Consider the following 18,743-nt stretch of genomic DNA (forward strand, 5'->3'; position numbering starts at 1 on the left):
GCGGGCGGCGCGTCAGGGGAGGACGCCCTCCAGGGTGAGCAGCCGGACCTTGCGCTCAAGTCCCCCCGCGTACCCGGTCATCGATCCGTTCGCGCCGATCACCCGGTGGCAGGGGCGCACGATGAGCAGCGGGTTGGCGCCGATCGCACCGCCCACGGCGCGAACGGCAGCGCGGGGCGCGCCGATCCGGGCGGCGATCTCGCCGTAGGTGGCGGTCGCGCCGTACGGCAGCTCGTCCAGCGCGGCCCAGACCCGCTGCCGGAACGCGGTACCGGCCGCCCGCAACGGCAGCCGGAACTCCTTGAGTTCGCCGGCGAAGTACGCGGCGAGCTGGCCGGCGGCGGCGCGGAACGGCCCGGGGTCGTGCCGCCAGCCGTCCTGGACGGTCCGGCCGCCCTTCTGCCCGGGCAGGGACAGGGAGGTGAGCGTGCCGTCCGTGTCGGCGGTGAGCAGCAGCCGCCCGACGGGGGTGTCCAGGTGGGTGCAGTAGACGGTGGTCATCGCAGCGGTCCTCGGCTAGGCGGTGGTCAGGGTGCGGGCGGACAGGACGGTTCCCGGGCCGGCGGTCACGGGACCGGCTCCCCCGCCACGAGCAGGTGCCGGACGGCGTACGACCGCCAGGGCCGCCAGGTGCCGGGGACGCCGGCGCCGGGAGGGGCGACGTCGGGATCGCCGAGCGCGCGGACGCGGAGGGTGGCGACGGTGGCCGGGTCCATGCCGGGCAGGGCGAGCAGGGCCTCCTCGGCGTCGTGCCGGTCTGCGCCCGGGTCCAGTCGTACGGTGCCGTCGGCGAGGGCGGCGGCGAGCGCGCCCAGTGGTCCGCCGGGCTCGGCCTCGGCGAGGACGGCCGGCTCCGGGAAGAGGTGGGTCAGGCCGCCGTGGGGCGCGTCGAGCACCTTGCCGTACCGGCGCACCAGTTCCCCGGCGCCGTGGAGGCCGGCCAGGGCCCGTACGGCGGGCTCCAGCGGGTCCACGGCGCCGGGCGAGCGCAGTCCGGGCCGGGCGGCGACCAGCGGGGCGAGCCGGGGGTCGGCGCCGAGCCGTTCGTCGACGGCGTACGGGTCGGCGTCCAGGTCGAGCAGCCGGCGCAGCCGCTGCACGGCGGTGGTGAGGTCCCGCGGGTCGGTGAGGTGCAGCCGGGCGTCGAGCCAGCCGCCCGGACGGGTGCCGGTACCGGTCCTCGGGGTGCGGACGCGTTCCTGGACGGCGGCGAGGCCGGTGCCGTACGGCAGGCGCAGGGTGCGCCGGTAGGTGCGGGCGCCGGGGGCACCGGTCACCTCCTCGACGCCCGGTACGGCCTCCCGCGCGAGCTGGTCGAAGACGGCGGCGGACTGGTAGGGGCCGCGGTGGGCGAGCCGGAGCGGGATGCCGGCGCCGGGCGCGGCCCGGCGGGCGGCCCGGTCGCGGGGTGCGGCGGCCCGCAGCTCGGTGGGGGTCGCGGCGTACACCTCGCGGATGGTGTCGTTGAACTGCCGCACGCTGGCGAACCCGGACGCGAACGCGATCTCGGTGACCGGCAGGTCGGTGGTCTGGAGCAGCACCCGCGCGGTGTGCGCCCGCTGGGCCCGGGCGAGCGCCACGGGCCCGGCGCCCAGCTCGGCGGTGAGCTGCCGCTGGACCTGCCGGGCGCTGTAGCCGAGCCGCGCGGCGAGCCCGGCGACGCCTTCGCGGTCCACGACGCCGTCGGCGATCAGCCGCATGGCCCGGCCGACGACGTCCGCGCGGACGTTCCACTCGGCCGAGCCCGGCACGGCGTCCGGCCGGCACCGCCGGCAGGCCCGGAACCCGGAGCCCTGCGCGGCGGCGGCCGTCGCGAAGAACCGCACGTTGTGCCGTTTCGGCGTCACGGCCGGGCAGCTGGGCCGGCAGTAGATGCCGGTGGTCTCGACGGCGAAGAAGAACACGCCGTCGAACCGTCCGTCCCGGCTGCGCACCGCCTCGTACCTGCTGTCCTCGTCCTTCACGCGGTCCAGTGTGGAACGCGCGGGAGGGCGGGGCCAGCGGAAATCGGACGTGGAGCTGACGGGCGCGGCCGGGGTGTGCCTACGCCCACCGCCCCCGCTTCGCCTCCATTGCCGCCCTGCCCTCGGCTCCCTTCCGCCGCCACTCCCGGCGGAGCTCCGCGCGGACCCTGGCGTCCGTCTTGGCCACGATCCACTGGTTCTCCCGCAGCAGCTTCCGGTAACTCTCCAGCCGCCGCTGCGGCAGCCGGCCGTCCTCCACGGCGGACCGCACCGCGCAGCCCGGCTCGGACTCGTGGGCGCAGTCGTGGAACCGGCACCCCTCGGCCAGTTCCTCGATCTCGGTGAACACCTGTCCGACGCCGGCCCCGGCGTCGAAGAGGCCGACGCCCCGCAGCCCGGGTGTGTCGATGAGCACCCCGCCGGAGGGCAGCGGGAGCAGGTTGCGGGTGGTCGTGGTGTGCCGTCCCTTGCCGTCGACGTCACGGGCCGCCCGCACGTCCATGACCTCGGCGCCGACGAGCGCGTTGGCGAGGGTGGACTTGCCCGCGCCCGACTGGCCGAGCAGCACGCTCGTACCGGAGCCGACGAGTGCGACGAGCACGTCGAGTCCGTCGCCGTGCAGGGCGCTGACGGTGAGGACGGGCACGCCCGGCGCGCTGGTCTCCACGTCCTGCACGAGGTGGGCGAGGGTGACCGGGTCCGGCACGAGGTCGGCCTTGGTGAGGACGACGACGGGCTGGGCGCCGGACTCCCAGGCGAGGGCGAGGAAGCGTTCGACGCGGCCGAGGTCGAGTTCGACGGCGAGCGACACGGCGACGACGGCGTGGTCGACGTTGGCGGCGAGGATCTGCCCCTCGGACCGCTTGGAGGAGGTGGAGCGGACGAAGGCGGTGCGGCGCGGCAGGTAGGCGCGCACGTACCGGGGGTCGCCGGCGGGGTCGACGGCGACCCAGTCCCCCGTGCACACGACCTTCATCGGGTCGCGGGGCACGACGAACTCGGTGTCGGCGCGGACGGTGCCGTCCGCGGTGACGACGTCGCACTGTCCGCGGTCGACCCGGACGACCCGTCCGGGCAGCAGCCCGTCGGCCTCGAACGGGGCGAACGCCTCGGCCCAGGACTCGTCCCAGCCGTAGGGAGCCAGTGCGGAGAAAGCAGCGGAGGTGGAAGTCAAGGGAGACCCTTCACAAGGGTGGCCCCGGGCGGGCGCGTACGGTGCGCGGTCGGTTCAGCCGGCGGCCACGGAGGTGGACTTGATGAGTTCCTGGATGAGGGCAGCGCCCAGCACAGTGACAGCCATCTGTCGACACCTCCTCGTCTCCGCTCGCGCGTCCGCACACCACCTCGGCGTGCCCGGCAACTGTAGCCCGTGGACGGGCCGGTGGGTCAAAGCCTTTTCCGCACGACGGCGATGTCCGGGCCGTCGTGCGGTCGCCCCCCCGCGCCCGCGGTCAGCCGACCGCGCAGGGCGAGCCGTTGAGCGTGAAGCGGTACGGCGTGCGGTTGCCGTCGCTCCAGGAGCCCAGGAAGCCGAAGGACAGGGTGCCGTGCGCGGCGACCGCCTTGTTGTAGTCGGCGGCGGTGGCGGTGACACGGGATCCGTCCTGGTGCACGGTGGCGTCCCACATCTGGCCGACCTGCTGGCCGTCGCGGAAGGTCCAGGCCACCTCCCAGCCGGTGAGGGCCTGGTCGGTGGTGACGCTCACGGTGGCCTGGAAGCCGTCGGGCCACTGGCTGTCCAGCTCGTAGGCGACCCGGCAGCCGGCCGCGCGGGTGGTGGCGGGGGCGCTCGTCGGGCCCGCGCGGTGGGTGGCGGAGGAGGTGCCCTGGGGTTCGGGGTCGGGCTTCTGCCGTGCGGGCGGGCGCTCGGCGCGGGTCGCGGAGGCCGCCGGGGCGGAGGGGGAGTCCGTGGCGGTGGGGCGGACCGCGGTGCGCGAGACACGCGGGTCGGCGGCCGGCCGCCGGTCGTCCTGGGCGGCGGCGGTGCCGTCGCCGGAGCCGCCGAACGGCATCATCGACACACCGAGCGCCAGTGCCGACAGCAGCACCGCGGCGGCGAGGAGCCCGCCGCGCAGCACCCGGCTGCGGCCCGTGCCCTCCTCGCGGTCGTCGGCGTCGGCGCCGCCCGGGCGGCCCGCGCCGAGGCGGACCTCGGTGGCGCGGCGGCGCCGCTCCAGGTAGGCGAGGCCGCCCCAGCCGATCACTCCGCCGGCCAGCGCGCCGGGCAGCCCGCCGCCGTGCAGGCGCAGACAGGCGGCGGCCTCGGCGCACCGCACACAGGTGGCGAGGTGCCGGGAGAGGTCGCCGGGGGTCTCGGCGGTGGGCGAGCGGGTCACCGCGTCCAGCAGGCGGGCGTAGCTGCGGCACTGCGCGTCCATCGGGGAGTCGAGGTGGGCGCGGTGGCAGCGGTCCCGGAACAGGACGCGGACCTGGTCGAGTTCGTCGGCGACGGTGGCCGGGTCCAGGCCGAGCCGGCGGGCCACGGTGGGCAGCGGGAGCGCCTCCACCTCGGCCAGCCACAGCAGCGCGGCGTCCGCCTCCTGCATGTCCCGCAGTCCCCGCAGCGCGACCGGCCGTCCGAGCGGCGGCCCGGAGAAGCGGGCGGCGCTCCCGGAGTTGAGCCACAGCCGCAGCTCGGGGTCGAGCCTGTGCCCCTGCCCGTCGGCCTCCCAGGCGGCGGCGGTGGTGCGGACGGCGGTGAGCAGCGCCGGGATCGTCGGCAGCCGTGCGGTGCGGCTGCCGGCGCCGCGCACATGGGTGCTCGCGGCGGCGCGGACCTCGCGCATGCCGAGCGTGAACGCCTCGGTGGCCAGCTGGTGGGCCGTCAACGACCCGGAGGTGCACAGGTCCGCGTAGGAGAGCACCGCGTCCCAGCACTCCGAGAACAGCGCGGCCTCGGTGTCGTCCTGGGGGGTCGGCAGGTCGGGCATGGGACTCCTGCATCCACGAGCGAGGGCAACTCACCAAAGGGGAACGGGAGTTGCGGGGAACCCCGCGGCAGGGCACAGAGCCTTTCACGCTCCCGCCACAACTGACAAGCGGCCTGTTCACATCCGGCTACCGACAGTGGCGGCGGGCGCGCGTGCCGCGATCAGCCCGCGACTCCGGCCTCTGGTACGGACCCGGACGCGGTTGTGCTCACCGGGCCGGACGCGGACCCGGCCGGACCACGGACGGGTCGCGCCGGGTCACACCCGAGCCGGCTCCTCCCCCGTCTCCGTGCCCTCCGTGCCCCGCGCCGGCGCGTCGTCCGCGGGGAGGCTGTCCATGAAGGAGCTGACGGAGAAGACCGCGCGGCCGGGGCCGGGCGGGCCGTAGCCGGGCGGGGAGGACAGGCCGAAGTCGTCCATGGTCTGCCGGTAGGCCTGGAGCAGCCGGATGTGGTACTCCAGCGGCGCGCCCTGCGGGTTGGCCTTGCCGAGCGGGGTGGTGGGCTCCGGGCACCAGGTGGTGAAGCGCGGGGTGATGCCGTGCGACATGAAGAAGCGCAGGCCCTCCGTGGTGGAGGCGATGGCCTCGTCGACGGTGGTGAAGCCGAAGGGCTCGGCCATCTCCACGCCCGCCACGAAGTTGGGGATCACGTTGCGCGCGCCGAACACCTCGGCGGAGTCCAGGATGCGGCGGTGCCACTCGTCCCGGCCGACGTAGCGCTCCTTGCCGGGGCAGTACAGCTCGAACAGCCGGCGGTCCCACACCTCGAAGTTGGGGTGGTAGATCTGCACGCCGTAGTCCTTGAACCGCTGCACGTCCGCCTTGGGCAGCGCCTGCGCGACGACCTTGCCGATCCAGCGGCCCGGGAAGCGCTCCTCGATGGCCTTGGCGTAGTGGCCGTAGAAGTCGGCCTCGTCCCGGCCCGCCACCTTCGACGTGATCGCGCCGCCGGTGAGGGTGTAGGCCGTCGACGCCTTCTGGGTGTCGTACCGGTCGATGATCTCCAGCGCCTCCAGGACCTCCTCGACGTCCTTGACGCCGGTGTAGGGCCGGCCGGCGGCCTTGTGCTGGCGCCAGTTGTGATTGATGTCGCAGTACTGGCACTCCTCCTTGGCGCCGAAGTACTGGCAGACCCGGAAGACGGTCAGGTAGATCAGGTAGCCCCACTGGATGGTGGGCGCGACCTCCATGACGGACTTCCCGTTGGAGAGGGTGTGCCGGTAGTACTCGGGCATCGGCGGCACGCCGACGTCGGCGATGCGGCTGCCGTCGAGGTACAGCCCGAGCAGCCCTTCCTCGTCGGCGGCGACCCGGTACGGCGAGGCGGGGTTCACCCGGACGGAGACGACCGTGCGCCTCAGGTCGTACGGGCCGCCCGTCAGGATGATCTCCTCCGGGGGCCGGCGCAGCGCGGCCTCGCCCAGCTCGGGCAGGGTGCCGTGGTCGAAGGAGAAGATGAAGTACGACTTCGGTTTGACGTCCCCGGCCGCCTCGTTGGCGGTATCGCTGAGTGCGGATTTGTCGAAGGCGACACCGCCCCGGAGCAGGTCCTCCTTGAAGACGGCTTCCCGCGGCACCTGCGGGAACCGCTCCATCAGATCCTCGACCAGCGCGGTACGACTGCCCATCCGTCTGTCTCCTCCCGGCTCAGGCGTACGCCTCTCACCGTATGCCCCCGCCACGGGCACCCCGGTGCCGGGGCCCCGGCGATCCTACCGGTACGCCTCTTATGCCCGTCTTCGGCCGGGAATGCGGCAGGGTGCCGGCGCTCGGCCCGGCCGGCGCGCTCAGGCCGTTCGGTCCAGTTCCGCCGGGTCGACCGTGTGCAGCAGGCCGTCGCCCGCCGCGAGGCGCTCGGCCTCCTCCACGACCACCCGCCCGAGCCGGGCGACCTCGTTGCCCTGCGAGCCGGCCAGGTGCGGGGTGACGAAGGCGTTCGGCAGGTCGTACAGCGGGGAGCCGGCGGGCAGCGGTTCGGGATCGGTCACGTCCAGCACGGCGCTGAGGCGTCCGGCGCGCAGCTCCGCGATCAGCGCTTCGTGGTCGACCAGGGAGCCGCGCGCGGTGTTGACGAGCACGGACCCGGTGGGCATCAGGGCGAGTTCCCGGGCGCCGATCAGATGGCGGGTCTCGGCGGTCTGCGGGGCGTGCAGCGTCACGATGTCGCTGGTGCGCAGCAGCTCGTCCAGCGGCAGCAGCGGCACGCCGAGCCGGGCGGCCTCCCTCGCGTCCACGTACGGGTCGGCGAGCGTGACCGCGAGGTCGTGCGGGCGGAGCAGGCCGAGCAGGCGGCGGCCGGTCCGGGAGGCGCCGACGACGCCGACGCGGCGGCCGTGGTTGCCGATGCCCGGCAGGATGCCGCCGTAGGGGAAGGCGCGGCGCTCGCGCAGCCGGTCGCGGTGGGCGAAGACGTCCTTCCCGGCGAGCAGGATCATCGCCAGGGTGTACTCGGCGACGGGCACGGCGTTGGCGGCGGCGGCCGAGGAGACGGCGATGCCCCGCTGCCAGACCTCGGGCGTGGTGAACCCCTTGACCGAGCCGGCCGCGTGCAGCACGGCGCGCAGCCTCGGCGCGGCGTCCAGGACGGCCGCGTCCAGGCGGGGACAGCCCCAGCCGGTGATCAGGATCTCGGTGCGGGCGAGGACCTCCCGCACCCGGGCCCCGGTGAAGTCGTGCGCCACCAGGGCGGGGTCGACGTCCACGCACGCGCGCAGCCGGGCCAGCAGCCGCGGCGGGAAGACGAGCGGCACGTTCCGGGCTGTCATGGCGAACAGCGCCTGGGGACGCTCGGGCAAGGAAGGGGCCTTCCGGCTCGGTGACGCTCGGGCAGCAACCGGTCTCTACGGTAGGTGGCGCCGGATGAGAGGGTCAACGCAGACGCAACGCTCCAGGAGAGGACGCAGGGATGGCTGAGACCGCAGGGACGAGGGGGACTACGGGGTCGACGGGCACGACGGGGACCGGGGCGTCCGGCGCCGGTGCGGTCGCCAACTGGGCACGCACGGTCACGTACACGGCGCGCGAGTTCCACCGTCCGCGCACACCTCAGGAGCTGGCGGCGCTGGTGGCCGGGAACGCACGGGTGCGCGTACTGGGCAGCGGGCACTCCTTCAACCGGATCGCCGACCCCGGACCGGACGGCGTCCTGGTGTCCACCGCGGGGCTGCCGCGGACGATCGACGTCGACACGGCCGCGCGCACGGTCCGGGTGGCGGGCGGGGTCCGCTACGCCGAACTGGCCCGCACGGTCCACGCGCACGGGCTCGCCCTGCCCAACATGGCCTCCCTGCCGCACATCTCGGTGGCCGGTTCGGTCGCGACGGGCACGCACGGCTCGGGTGTGACCAACGGCCCGCTGGCGTCCGCGGTCCGCGAGGTGGAGATGGTCACCGCGGACGGTACGACCGTGCGGATCGGCCGGGACGACGCACGGTTCGGCGGTGCCGTCACCTCCCTCGGCGCGCTGGGTGTCGTCACCGCGCTCACCCTCGACCTGGAGCCGGCGTACGAGGTGGAGCAGCGGGTCTATACGGAACTTCCCCTGGACGGCCTGGACTTCGAGACCATCGCCGCCGCCGGGTACAGCGTGAGCCTGTTCACCGACTGGCGGCGGCCGGGCTTCCGGCAGGTGTGGGTCAAGCGGCGCACGGACCGGCCGGCGGCGGACTTCCCGTGGGCGGCGCCCGCGACGGAACCGCTGCACCCGGTACCGGGCATGCCCGCGGTGAACTGCACGCGGCAGCTGGGGGTGCCCGGGCCGTGGCACGAGCGGCTGCCGCACTTCCGGGCCGAGTTCACGCCGAGCAGCGGGGAGGAGATCCAGTCGGAGTACCTGCTGCCGCGGCCGGCGGCCCTCGACGCGCTGCACGCGGTCGACGGCGTCCGGGACACGGTCGCCGGGGTGCTGCAGACCTGCGAGGTGCGCACGATCGCCGCCGACGCGCAGTGGCTGAGCCCGGCCCACGGACGGGACTCGGTCGCGCTGCACTTCACCTGGGTGAAGGACGAGGCGGCGGTGCTGCCGGTGGTACGCCGGCTGGAGGAGGTGCTGGAGCCGTTCGGCCCGCGCCCGCACTGGGGGAAGGTCTTCCGGACCCCGTCGGCCGTGCTGCGCGGGCGGTACGCGCGGTTCGCGGAGTTCCGGGACCTGGTCCGCGCCCTGGACCCTTCCGGCACCTTCGCCAACGCCTTCGTACGGGATCTCCTCGAGGGCTGAGGGCCGTTCGCCCGGACACTTTCTCCAGCCCCTTTCCGAACCCCTTGTCGGAAGTCCCTCCCCGCCCCTAGCCTGGCGACCGCGCCGGTGCCGGACCCGCCCCGGCCCGCAGCGGTCCGCACGCGAGGGGAGGGGCAGCCGCGTGAAGCGCACCTCACGTGACATCCGCACCGCGAACCGCTACGAGGTGCTGCGCCAGATCATCGCCGAGTCCCCCACCTCCCGTCAGGAGCTGGCCGCGGCCACCGGACTGAGCCTCGCCACGGTGGCCACGCTCGTCGGTGAGCTGCTGGACCTCCGCATGATCACCGAGGTCGGGTTCGAGGACTCGGCCGGGGGCCGCCCCCGGGGGCTGGTCGCCGTCAACGCGCCGGGGGGCGCGCTGATCGGCGTGGACATCGCCGAGACGTACGTCCACGCCGAGCTGTTCGACCTGGCGTTGAACGTGCTGGCCCGCGCCGACGAGGACATGCGGCCCGGCGAGAGCCGGCCCGAGCGGGTCGTCGGGCACGTCGTCGCCGCGGTCGGCTCGGTCGTCGCCCGGGCCGGCGTCGAGGCGGCCCGGGTGCTGGGCGTCGGGGTGAGCGTGCCCGGCCAGGTCGACCGGGACACCGGTGTCGCCGAGTACGCGCCCAACTGGGACTGGCACGACGTGCCGCTGCTCGCTCTGCTCGCCGAGCACATCGCCCACCCGCTGTACCTGGACAACCCGCTGCGCGCCTGCGCGGTGGCCGAGCTGTGGTTCGGGGCGGCGCGGGGCCGCGGGGACGCCGTCGTGGTGAACCTCGGCACCGGCGTCGGCGCCGGTCTGGCCCTCGGCGGCGGTCTGCACCGCGGGGTGAGCAACAGCGCCGGCGAGTGGGGGCACACCACGCTCGTGCTGGACGGCCGGCTGTGCCACTGCGGCAACCACGGCTGCGTGGAGACGTACGTCGGCGCGCCGGGCATCATGCAGAACCTGCGCGAACTCGACCCGCGCTCACCGCTGCTGCATCCCGGCGACCAGACGGCCACCGTCGACGCGCTGGCCCGCGCGGTCGCCCAGGACGACCCGGTCGCGCTCAAGGTCGTCCGCGACACGGCCCGTTACCTCGGCGCCGCCATCTCCGACCTGATCAATCTCCTCAACCCCGAAGTGGTCGTCCTCAGCAGCTGGGTGGCCTCCCGGCTGGGCGAACCGCTGCTCGGGGAGGTCCGCCGGGCGGTCGCCCGGCACGCTCTCGGCCGGCCGCTGGCCGCCACCGAGATCGTCCTCTCGCCGATCCCGACCGACCCGGTGTCCCTCGGCGCGGCCACGTTCGCGCTGGAGGGGGCGCTGCAGTCCGTCGGGCAGCGGGCCGGCACCAGGCGCACCACCGCGCCCGCGAGGAGCCGTACCGCACCGCCTTCGTGACGACGGAAGGGATGCACGTGTCTCACCCCCGCACCTCCCGGCCCCCGACTTCCCCGGCCCGCACCCGCGGACGGGTCCCGCCGACCGCCCCGGCCGCCGAGGTCTCCCCTCCGACCGGGGGCCGCCGGTCACTCCCCTGACCCGGCGGCCCTCATCCCCCCGCCCCGCCCGCCCCCACGGCGACCGCCATCCCGATCCCGCCCCTGCTGTCCGTGATCAGGGGCCGAGCTAGGAGACCGATGTCCTCCCACACCCGCACCGACTACGTCGAGGACGTGTCCCCGGGGTCCGGGGCACTGCCGCCGCGCGCCTGGTACGCGTCCTCCGACGCCGCCTCCCTGCCGCTCGGCGGAAGCTGGCGTTTCCGGCTGTCGGACACGGCCGACGCGCAGGACGACTCCTTCGCGGCGCCCGGGTACGACGCCGGTGACTGGGCTCGGATCCAGGTCCCCGGCCACTGGGTGCTCCAGGGCCACGGCTCCCCCGCCTACACCAACCACCTCTACCCGTTCCCGGTCGACCCGCCCCGAGTGCCCACCGAGAACCCGACCGGCGACCACCTGCGCGTCTTCGACCTGCCCGCCGACTGGCCGGCCGGCGGCGACGCCGTGCTGCGTTTCGACGGCGTGGAGTCCTGCGCCCGGGTCTGGCTGAACGGCACCGAGCTGGGCGAGTTCAAGGGCTCCCGGCTGCCGCACGAGTTCGCGGTCGGCGCGCTCTTGCGGAGCTCGGGCAATGTGCTGGCGGTCCGCGTCCACCAGTGGTCGGCGGGCTCGTACCTGGAGGACCAGGACCAGTGGTGGCTGCCGGGCGTCTTCCGGGACGTCACCGTGCTGCACCGCCCGGCGGGCGGCGTCCGGGACTTCTTCGTGCACGCCTCCTACGACCACGCGTCCGGCACCGGCACCCTGCGCGTCGACTCCGACGTGGCGGGCCGGGTGACCGTCCCGGAGCTCGGTGTCGACCTCCCGACGGGTGAGCCGGTGACCGTCCCGGTCGAGCCGTGGACGGCGGAGACGCCGAGGCTGTACGACGGCGTGCTGGCCACCGAGGGCGAGCGGGTGCCGCTGCGCATCGGCTTCCGCACGGTGGAACTGTCGGACGGCCTGATCAAGGTGAACGGCCGCCCGGTGCTCTTCAAGGGCGTCAACCGGCACGAGTGGCACCCGGAGAAGGGCCGGGCCCTCGACCTCGCGACCATGCGCGAGGACGTGCTGCTGATGAAGCGGCACAACATCAACGCCGTCCGCACCTCCCACTACCCGCCGCACCCCGCCTTCCTCGACCTGTGCGACGAGTACGGCCTGTGGGTGATCGACGAGTGCGACCTGGAGACGCACGGCTTCACCGAGCAGGGCTGGCGGGACAACCCCGTCGACGACGACCGCTGGACCCCGGCCCTGCTGGACCGGGCGGCCCGCATGGTCGAGCGGGACAAGAACCACCCCTCGGTCGTCATCTGGTCGCTCGGCAACGAGGCCGGCACCGGCCGGGGCCTGACCGCGACGGCCGAGTGGATCCACGCCCGTGACACCTCCCGGCTCGTGCACTACGAGGGCGACCGCACCTGCCGTGACACGGACGTCTATTCACGGATGTACGCGAGCCATGCCGAGGTGGAGCGGATCGGCCGGCGCCTGGACGGCGGTCCGCTCAAGCGCCGCGCACTGCCGTTCATCCTCTGCGAGTACGCGCACGCCATGGGCAACGGCCCCGGCGGACTCGCCGACTACCAGCGGCTGTTCGAGGCCCACGAGCGCCTCCAGGGCGGCTTCGTGTGGGAGTGGATCGACCACGGCATCGCCCATCCCGAGCTGGGCTACGCCTACGGCGGCGACTTCGGCGAGGAGCTGCACGACGGCAACTTCGTCTGCGACGGCCTGCTGTTCCCGGACCGGCGGCCCTCCCCCGGCCTGGTCGAGTACAAGAAGGTGATCGAACCGGTCGCCGTCACGGGCGACGGCACGGCCGGCACGGTCCGTGTCACCAACAAGTACGACTTCGCGGACCTGTCGGCGCTGGCCTTCTCGTGGTCGTACGAGGTCGAGGGCGAGACGGTGGACTCGGGCAGCCTGCCGGTGCCCGCGCTGGCGCCCGGCGAGTCCGCCGAGGTGAAGCTGCCCGCCGTACCGGCCGGTGCCCCGGCGGGCGAGGCGTACTGGACCGTCCGGGCGGTGCTCGCCGCCGGCACCGCGTGGGCGCCGCGGGACCATGTCGTCGCCTGGGGCCAGCTGCCGGTGTCCGCGCGCCGGACGCCGTACGTCGCCGCGACCGCGCGCCCCGCCTCCGGTGACGGGGTGCTCACCCTCGGTCCGGCCGTGTTCGACGCCCGCACCGGGGCGCTGCGGACGATCGGCGCGGTGCCGGTCACGGATCTGCGCCTGGACGTGTGGCGGGCGACCACCGACAACGACGACGGTGCCGCCTGGCAGAGCGACCTGCGCTACGGCCCGCTGTGGCGGCGGCTCGGCCTGCACCGGATGCGGCACCGCCTGGACGCGGTGGAGGCCGGCGAGGACGCGCTGACGGTCCGCACCCGCGTGGCGCCGGCCGCCCGGGAGCTGGGCCTGTCGACGGTGTACCGCTGGACGTCGGACGGGGACCGGCTGCGGCTGACCGTGTCCACCGTCCCGGACGGCGACTGGACCATCCCGCTGCCCCGCCTCGGCATCCGCTTTCGGCTGGCCACGGCCGACCTGGTGCGCTGGTACGGCGGCGGGCCCGGCGAGGCGTACCCGGACACGCGCACGGCGGCCCGGATCGCCCGCTGGCAGTCGACCGTGGACGAGCTGCAGACGCCCTACGTCCGCCCCCAGGAGAACGGCGCCCGGATCGACGTCCGCTGGGCGGAGCTGGGCGGTCTGCGCGTCGAGGGCGACCCGGCGTACTGGTTCACCGCCCGCCGCTGGACCACCGAGCAGCTGGACGCGGCGGCCCACCGCACCGACCTCGTGCCCGGCAGCGGCTCCGCCGCGGGGGTGTGGGTCAACCTCGACCACGGCCAGCACGGCATCGGTTCCCAGTCCTGCGGTCCGGGCCCGCTGCCCCGGTACCACCTGCGGGCCGAACCGGCGGAGTTCTCGTTCGTCTTCTCCCCGGTCTCCACTCCGCGGAGCAGGTGACCGACACGGTCCCGCCGCACGCGCCGACCGGTTGAGTACAGTACGCGCGTGGCAGCCCAGCCCTACAACCGCCGAGTCCGCCTGGTGGTGGAGGTACGCGACGAACCGGACGAACGCGAGCTGGCGGCCGAGGTGTTCACCGCCGAGGAGGGCTGGCGGGTGCGCCCGGCCCGGGACACCGACGCGGTCGGCGCGGACGACGGTTACGCCGCGCTGGTCGTCGACGTCCCGCTCCGGGGTTCCCGCCTCACCGCCCGGTCCACGGCGGTCGAACGGCTGACCCGGCTGGCGTCCCGGCGCCGGCTCGACGTGTGGGTGCGCGAGGCCACCCTGATCCGCCCGGGCGCCGCCGAACCCGTGACGACGTACCACGTCCACCACAAGGTGCCGGACGGTGCCGGGCCGGTCCTGCGGTGGCTCGCCGAGCACTGGATCGCCGTCGGCGGCTGGGACGTCGGGCGCACCCTGCACCTGCGCGGCCCGCACACACAGGAGCAGCGGGACCAGGCACAGGCCGAGCTGGCGAGCCGCACCCTCGGCGGCGTGCCGTTCGACCCCGAGGCGCACGACCTGCGCAGGTCGATCGGGCCGGCCCCGCGCGAGGGCCGGGCCGGTCCACGGCGCACGTCGCTCACGGTCGCGCTGGGCTGTCTGGTCGCGTCGGCGTGCCTCGCCGCCGGGATCGTCGTGGGCGCCTGCGCGACACCCTGGCGGTTCCCGGCCCTGCTGGTACCGGCGGCCCTGTGCCTGCCGGTGGGCCGGTGGGTGACCTCCAACGAACCCCGGCCGTGGCTCGTGGCGCTGGGCTGCGGGGTGGTCCTCAGCGGCGGCCCCGCCTTCCTGGGCTTCATGTGGGCCGACTCAGGCGACATCGGCGTCCGCCGCCAGCTCGCCGCGTTCGCCGTGGTCGCGCTCGTCGCGTTCACGGTGTTCGGCCTGTGGTACGCGCTGAGCGCGTCCTGGTTCAGCCGCAACATGCAGTGGTTCCTGCCCGTGCTCGCCGCACCCGTGCCGTTCGTGATGCCGTGGGCCGGGTCCTTCCTGCACGCCATGTACCTGGAGGATTTCTTCGGCATCCCCGTGGACTCGGTGCACGTGGCCTTCTACTGGCAGTACGCGGTGGCGTTCCGGCCGCTGGCCACGGCGGTGGGCTGCGGCCTGGTGCTGCTGGCGCTGGGCGGCTGGGCCCGGCACTTCCACCTCCAGACCGGTGCCACCGGACTCGTGCCGTGGGTGCTGCCGCTGATGCTGGTGGTCGCGGTGCTCACGGTGGCGGTCGGCGCGCTCAACGGCGTGGGCGAGGCCGCCGGCCGGACGATGGACGCGGTACGGGCCGGCCGGCGTCCGCCCGCGTACTTCGGGCTGCGCGGCGAACTGGTCTGCGTCAGGCCGCTCGGCGCCAAGGTGCCGGTCATCAACGGCCCGGTGCCCGTCCGGCACCCGGTGCTGTCCTTCCAGGCGAGCGGGGACACCGTCTGGCTGTGGGACCCCGACCCCGCGCGCGGCACGGACAGTGCCCGGCACGCGCTGCGGCTGCGCGCGGAGGACGTGGCGCTGGTGAGAGCCCGGGGCACCCGCTGTTGACACCACGCTTCCTAGAGAATCTAGGCTGATGCCTAGGAAGCCAAGGGAGGTGAGCGGTGGCCCGGGTGGGAGTGACCGTCGAGCGGCTGGTGGCGGCGGCGGCGGAGCTGGCGGACGAGGCCGGCTTCGACCGCGTCAGCATCTCGGCGCTGGCGCGCCGCTTCGGCGTCAAGGACGCGAGCCTGTACTCGCACGTCCGCGGTCTCCAGGACCTGCGCACCCGGCTCGCCCTGTACGCGGGCGGCGAACTGATCGACCGGATCGCGGCCGCGGTGGCCGGCCGGTCGGGCAAGGAGGCACTGCGGGCCTTCGCCGGCGCCTACCGGGACTACGCCCTGGAGCACCCGGGCCGGTACGCGGCCACGCAGATCCGCATGGACCAGGCCCTCGTCGCCGACTCCCCCGCGCTGCGCCGCACCGCGCAGATCACCTACGGCATGCTGCGCGCCTACGGCCTGGAGGAACCGGACCTGACGGACGCGGTGCGCCTGCTGCGCAGCACCTTCCACGGCTACTGCCTCCTGGAGGGCGCGGGCGGCTTCGGCGCCGACCGGGACGTTCAGGCCTCCTGGGACAAGGCCGTCGACGCCCTGCACCTCACCCTCGCCCACTGGCCCCGGGAACAGGCTGGCGGGGACTGACACGCCGTCCTACGACGTCACGGGCCGGGGTCCGCTGCTGCCGCTCGTGCCGGGCGGGGGGCGGCCACCCGCTGGGCCCCGGGTCGCCGGGCGAGCGGCTGGAGGGCCGCCGCGTGGGGCGTCTCGGCACGCTGGATCACCCCGTGGAGTCCGCCGGCCCGCTCGCCGGGACGCTGCTCTCCAGCGCGCGGACATCGGCGTAGGACGGGGTCGTGCCGGCCGGGACGCGTCCGGCGGCGACGTCCGTCACCGCGTCCAGGGCCGCGCCCAGCGCCCGCCGGTACAGCAGCGAGCCGAGGCTGACGCGGCCCACGCCCAGTGCGGCGAGGTGGCCGAGCGGAGGCCCGGTGGGCGAGTGCAGGACGTTGAGGGGGACGGCGGTGTGCCGGACTAGGGCGGCGATGCGTTCCGGGTCGGTGACACCGGGTACGAACACCCCGTCGGCGCCCGCTTCCTGGTAGGCGTCGAGCCGGCGCAGGGTCTCCCGCTCGTCGCCGTCGCCCGACCAGTGGGTGTCGGTGCGGGCGTTCACGAACAGGCCCGGCACGGCCGCCTTGACGGCGGCGATCTTCGCCGCGTGCCGGTCCGCCGGACCCAGGCCGTCCTCCAGGTTGACGCCGACGGCACCGGCGGCCCACAGCTCGCGGGCGAGCCCCGCGACCTCGTCCGGGTCGTCGCCGAAACCGTCCTCGGCGTCGACCGACAGCAGGTACGGCCCGGAGCCGAGGGTCAGGGCGAGACGCACGGTGTGTCCGCGGGTCGCGCCCTCCCCGTCGGGCAGCCCCACGGCCGCCGCGACCGCCAGGCTGGTCGTGCCGATCGCCGGGAACCCCCGGGCGGCGAGGGCGGCGGCCGAGGCGTGGTCCCAGGCGTTGGGCAACAGCAGCGGCTCGCCCGGACGGTGGTGGAGTGCGGCGAAGGAGGAGGCGGGAGCGGGCTCGGCGGTCATACGGCCATGCTGGACCCCGGTCGCTTCGGCGCCCGCCGAAACGTGCGGCACCGCCCCCGCCGCCTCACCGGGGCGCCACCGACCAGGACGGGCCGGCGGACCCCTCCTCCACCACCGTGAACCGGAAGGCGACGGCCGGTCCCCGGGACCAGCTCACCCGCACCTCGTGGCCGTGCGCATCGCCGTCCGTCTCCACGCTCACCAGCTCCGCGGCCGGCAGCGGGTCCGGCTCCCCGGTGAGCCGGGCGAGCGCCACGAAGAGCGTGGCCGGGCCGTCCCCGGTCACCCCGGTCAGCTCCGGCGACAGGCCGGTGACCGGGGTCAGGTCGGCGCGCAGGCCCGTCCCGCCCGGCCAGCCCGTCACCCGTACCGGCGTGCCGGGCGCCGCGCCCGCCACCAGATGGGCCCGCACCTCCATCGCTCCGCGGACCGCCACCAGGCTGGTGACGGTGATCCCGGCGCGCACGGTGTGCCGGGAGGCGATCCACCCCTCGCCGGTGCCCAGCGGCTCGATCCCCGTGCGGCTCGGATCACCGTCGACGATCACGCTGTTGTCGTACGACGGCACGGGGGTGGTGGCGGTCGAGTAGGCGAGCCGGGTGTAGTAGGGGTCGTAGCGGACGTCCTCGCTGCCGTGGTTGTGCAGCCGGACGACGCCGTCCGAACGGGTCGTCTGGAGCAGCCAGTTGGGGGCGGGCACGGGGTGCGCCGCGTCGGCGCGGTCGGCCGGTCCTGGTTGCTCCCGTGCCGTCCACACCTCGTGCCCGGGCGGCAGCAGCAGGCCGAGGAAGCCCTTGCTCGCCCAGTACGGCGAGGCGGGGCCCGAGTAGGTCTGCGCGACGGACGCGTCGGGGCCCAGCCAGCCGAGCGGCAGCAGCCCCCGCTCGTCGACCGCGCCGCCGTCGAGGAAGTACCGCAGCGCTCCGGAGGCCAGCCGCCGTGTCTCGCCCGGGGGCAGCGGGGTGTGCCCGGTCAGGGCGCCGAGCCAGAGCGCGGCCGTCGTCGCGAAGCGGTAGGTGAGGGAGCGGCCCTGGTGCACGGGGGCTCCGTCGGCGCCGAACAGACGGGCGTGGTCGGCGAGGTGGCGGGACAGCCGCGGGCCGTAGCGGGCGAGCAGGTCGGCGTCGTCCGCCAGCCAGGCGTGCAGGACCGTGTACAGGTGCAGGGCCCAGCCGTTGTAGTAGTCGAACTTCCGGCCGTCGCCGTCCGTGTACCAGCCGTCGCCGACGTACCAGCCCTCGACCCGCTCCAGCCCCCGGTCGATCGCCTGGCGCGCCGCCTCCTCCCGGTGGCCGGTCTCCGCGAGGAAGCCGCCGACGGTGACCGGGAACAACTCCCAGTTGCACGGCCAGGGTTCGGCGGTGAGCGCGTCCGCCAGCCAGGCGGCGGTCCGCTGGCGGACGGTGTCGTCCAGGCGGTCCCACAGCAGGGGCCGGGTGAGCCGCAGGGCGAGCGCGATCGAGGCGGCCTCGACCAGCGGCTGGCCGCGGTGCGTGATCCGTGGCCAGACCCCGCCGGGGCCGGCCGCGAGCCCGTCGGCGTACCGGCCGAGCGCGGTCTCGTCACGGCGGAACGCGGCCAGCAGCAGTGTGCGCGCGTACCCTTCGAGGCCGTCGGAGAGGTGGCCGGCGTGGCCCACGTGGTCGCCGGGCAGGTGGTAGAGGGCGCGGTCGGGGGTGGCGTACGGCTCGACGGCGGCGAGCAGGGCGTCGGCGGCGGCCTCCCAGTGGGCGCGGGTGTAACCGGTGTACGGGCTCGACTGGCGGTCGTCGGCGGGCAGTTCGATCACGGCGGTGACTGTCCTTCCTCACGGGGCCCGGGCGCCCCGGTTCCGGTCGGGGCGCCCGGGGCCCATCCCACTCTTCCCTCGCCCGGGGACACCAGACGCGGGGCGGGCTGAGCGCGGGACGGCCTCGGCGGCGGCCGGGCGGGTGACGGCCGGG

13 protein-coding genes are annotated in these 18,743 nt (G+C 75.0%); 5 read left to right on the top strand and 8 right to left on the bottom strand.

The annotated features are described in order from the left end of the window. Positions 1–12: 12 nt before the first annotated feature. The 6 genes from AB0946_RS19355 to AB0946_RS19380 all read right to left on the bottom strand — a co-directional run bounded on the left by AB0946_RS19355 (position 13) and on the right by AB0946_RS19380 (position 7,690). Positions 13–501, bottom strand: a complete 489-nt coding sequence (locus tag AB0946_RS19355) for a methylated-DNA--[protein]-cysteine S-methyltransferase (protein ID WP_366761809.1) — start codon at positions 499–501, stop codon at positions 13–15. 65 nt (positions 502–566) lie between these two features. Next, positions 567–1,964 carry an AlkA N-terminal domain-containing protein gene (locus AB0946_RS19360; protein ID WP_366761810.1) on the bottom strand — a complete coding sequence of 466 codons (1,398 nt, stop codon included), beginning with the start codon at positions 1,962–1,964 and terminating at the stop codon, positions 567–569. A 79-nt stretch (positions 1,965–2,043) separates the two neighbouring features. Then, positions 2,044–3,138: a ribosome small subunit-dependent GTPase A gene (gene rsgA, locus AB0946_RS19365; protein WP_366761811.1), complete on the bottom strand. Its 1,095-nt coding sequence runs from the start codon at positions 3,136–3,138 to the stop codon at positions 2,044–2,046. Positions 3,139–3,415: 277 nt separating this feature from the next. Beyond that, positions 3,416–4,894 carry a cellulose binding domain-containing protein gene (locus AB0946_RS19370; protein WP_366761812.1) on the bottom strand — a complete coding sequence of 493 codons (1,479 nt, stop codon included), beginning with the start codon at positions 4,892–4,894 and terminating at the stop codon, positions 3,416–3,418. Between the two features lie 258 nt (positions 4,895–5,152). Continuing rightward, entirely contained in the window at positions 5,153–6,523 is a 1,371-nt protein-coding gene (locus AB0946_RS19375; RefSeq protein ID WP_366761813.1) for a radical SAM protein, read from the bottom strand. 159 nt (positions 6,524–6,682) lie between these two features. Continuing rightward, on the bottom strand, positions 6,683–7,690 hold the full coding sequence (locus AB0946_RS19380) for a hydroxyacid dehydrogenase (protein WP_366761814.1): 1,008 nt from the start codon (positions 7,688–7,690) through the stop codon (positions 6,683–6,685). Positions 7,691–7,800: 110 nt separating this feature from the next. On the opposite strand from AB0946_RS19380, the gene AB0946_RS19385 reads away from it, so the two are divergent. The 5 genes from AB0946_RS19385 (at position 7,801) to AB0946_RS19405 (ending at position 15,851) form a co-directional block, all read left to right on the top strand. After that, the gene (locus tag AB0946_RS19385) at positions 7,801–9,111 is read left to right on the top strand and encodes an FAD-binding protein (RefSeq protein WP_366761815.1); all 1,311 of its coding nucleotides are present in this window, start codon (positions 7,801–7,803) and stop codon (positions 9,109–9,111) included. Between the two features lie 142 nt (positions 9,112–9,253). Beyond that, positions 9,254–10,504 (top strand): ROK family transcriptional regulator, encoded by a 1,251-nt coding sequence (locus AB0946_RS19390; protein ID WP_366761816.1) that lies wholly within the window; start codon positions 9,254–9,256, stop codon positions 10,502–10,504. 239 nt (positions 10,505–10,743) lie between these two features. Next, on the top strand, positions 10,744–13,626 hold the full coding sequence (locus AB0946_RS19395; protein ID WP_366761817.1) for a glycoside hydrolase family 2 TIM barrel-domain containing protein: 2,883 nt from the start codon (positions 10,744–10,746) through the stop codon (positions 13,624–13,626). Between the two features lie 48 nt (positions 13,627–13,674). Beyond that, complete coding sequence (locus AB0946_RS19400; RefSeq protein ID WP_366761818.1) at positions 13,675–15,210, top strand: hypothetical protein; 1,536 nt, start codon at positions 13,675–13,677, stop codon at positions 15,208–15,210. 56 nt (positions 15,211–15,266) lie between these two features. Further along, positions 15,267–15,851 (top strand): TetR-like C-terminal domain-containing protein, encoded by a 585-nt coding sequence (locus AB0946_RS19405; protein WP_366761819.1) that lies wholly within the window; start codon positions 15,267–15,269, stop codon positions 15,849–15,851. Between the two features lie 136 nt (positions 15,852–15,987). On the opposite strand, the gene AB0946_RS19410 is transcribed toward AB0946_RS19405, so the two are convergent. Further along, positions 15,988–16,800 (bottom strand): isocitrate lyase/phosphoenolpyruvate mutase family protein, encoded by an 813-nt coding sequence (locus AB0946_RS19410; RefSeq protein ID WP_366761820.1) that lies wholly within the window; start codon positions 16,798–16,800, stop codon positions 15,988–15,990. A 64-nt stretch (positions 16,801–16,864) separates the two neighbouring features. Further along, entirely contained in the window at positions 16,865–18,586 is a 1,722-nt protein-coding gene (locus AB0946_RS19415) for a DUF2264 domain-containing protein (RefSeq protein ID WP_366762073.1), read from the bottom strand. Positions 18,587–18,743: the final 157 nt, after the last annotated feature.

The sequence above is a fragment of the Streptomyces sp. NPDC046870 genome (assembly GCF_040704595.1).
GTDB classification, from domain to species: domain Bacteria; phylum Actinomycetota; class Actinomycetes; order Streptomycetales; family Streptomycetaceae; genus Streptomyces; species Streptomyces argyrophylli.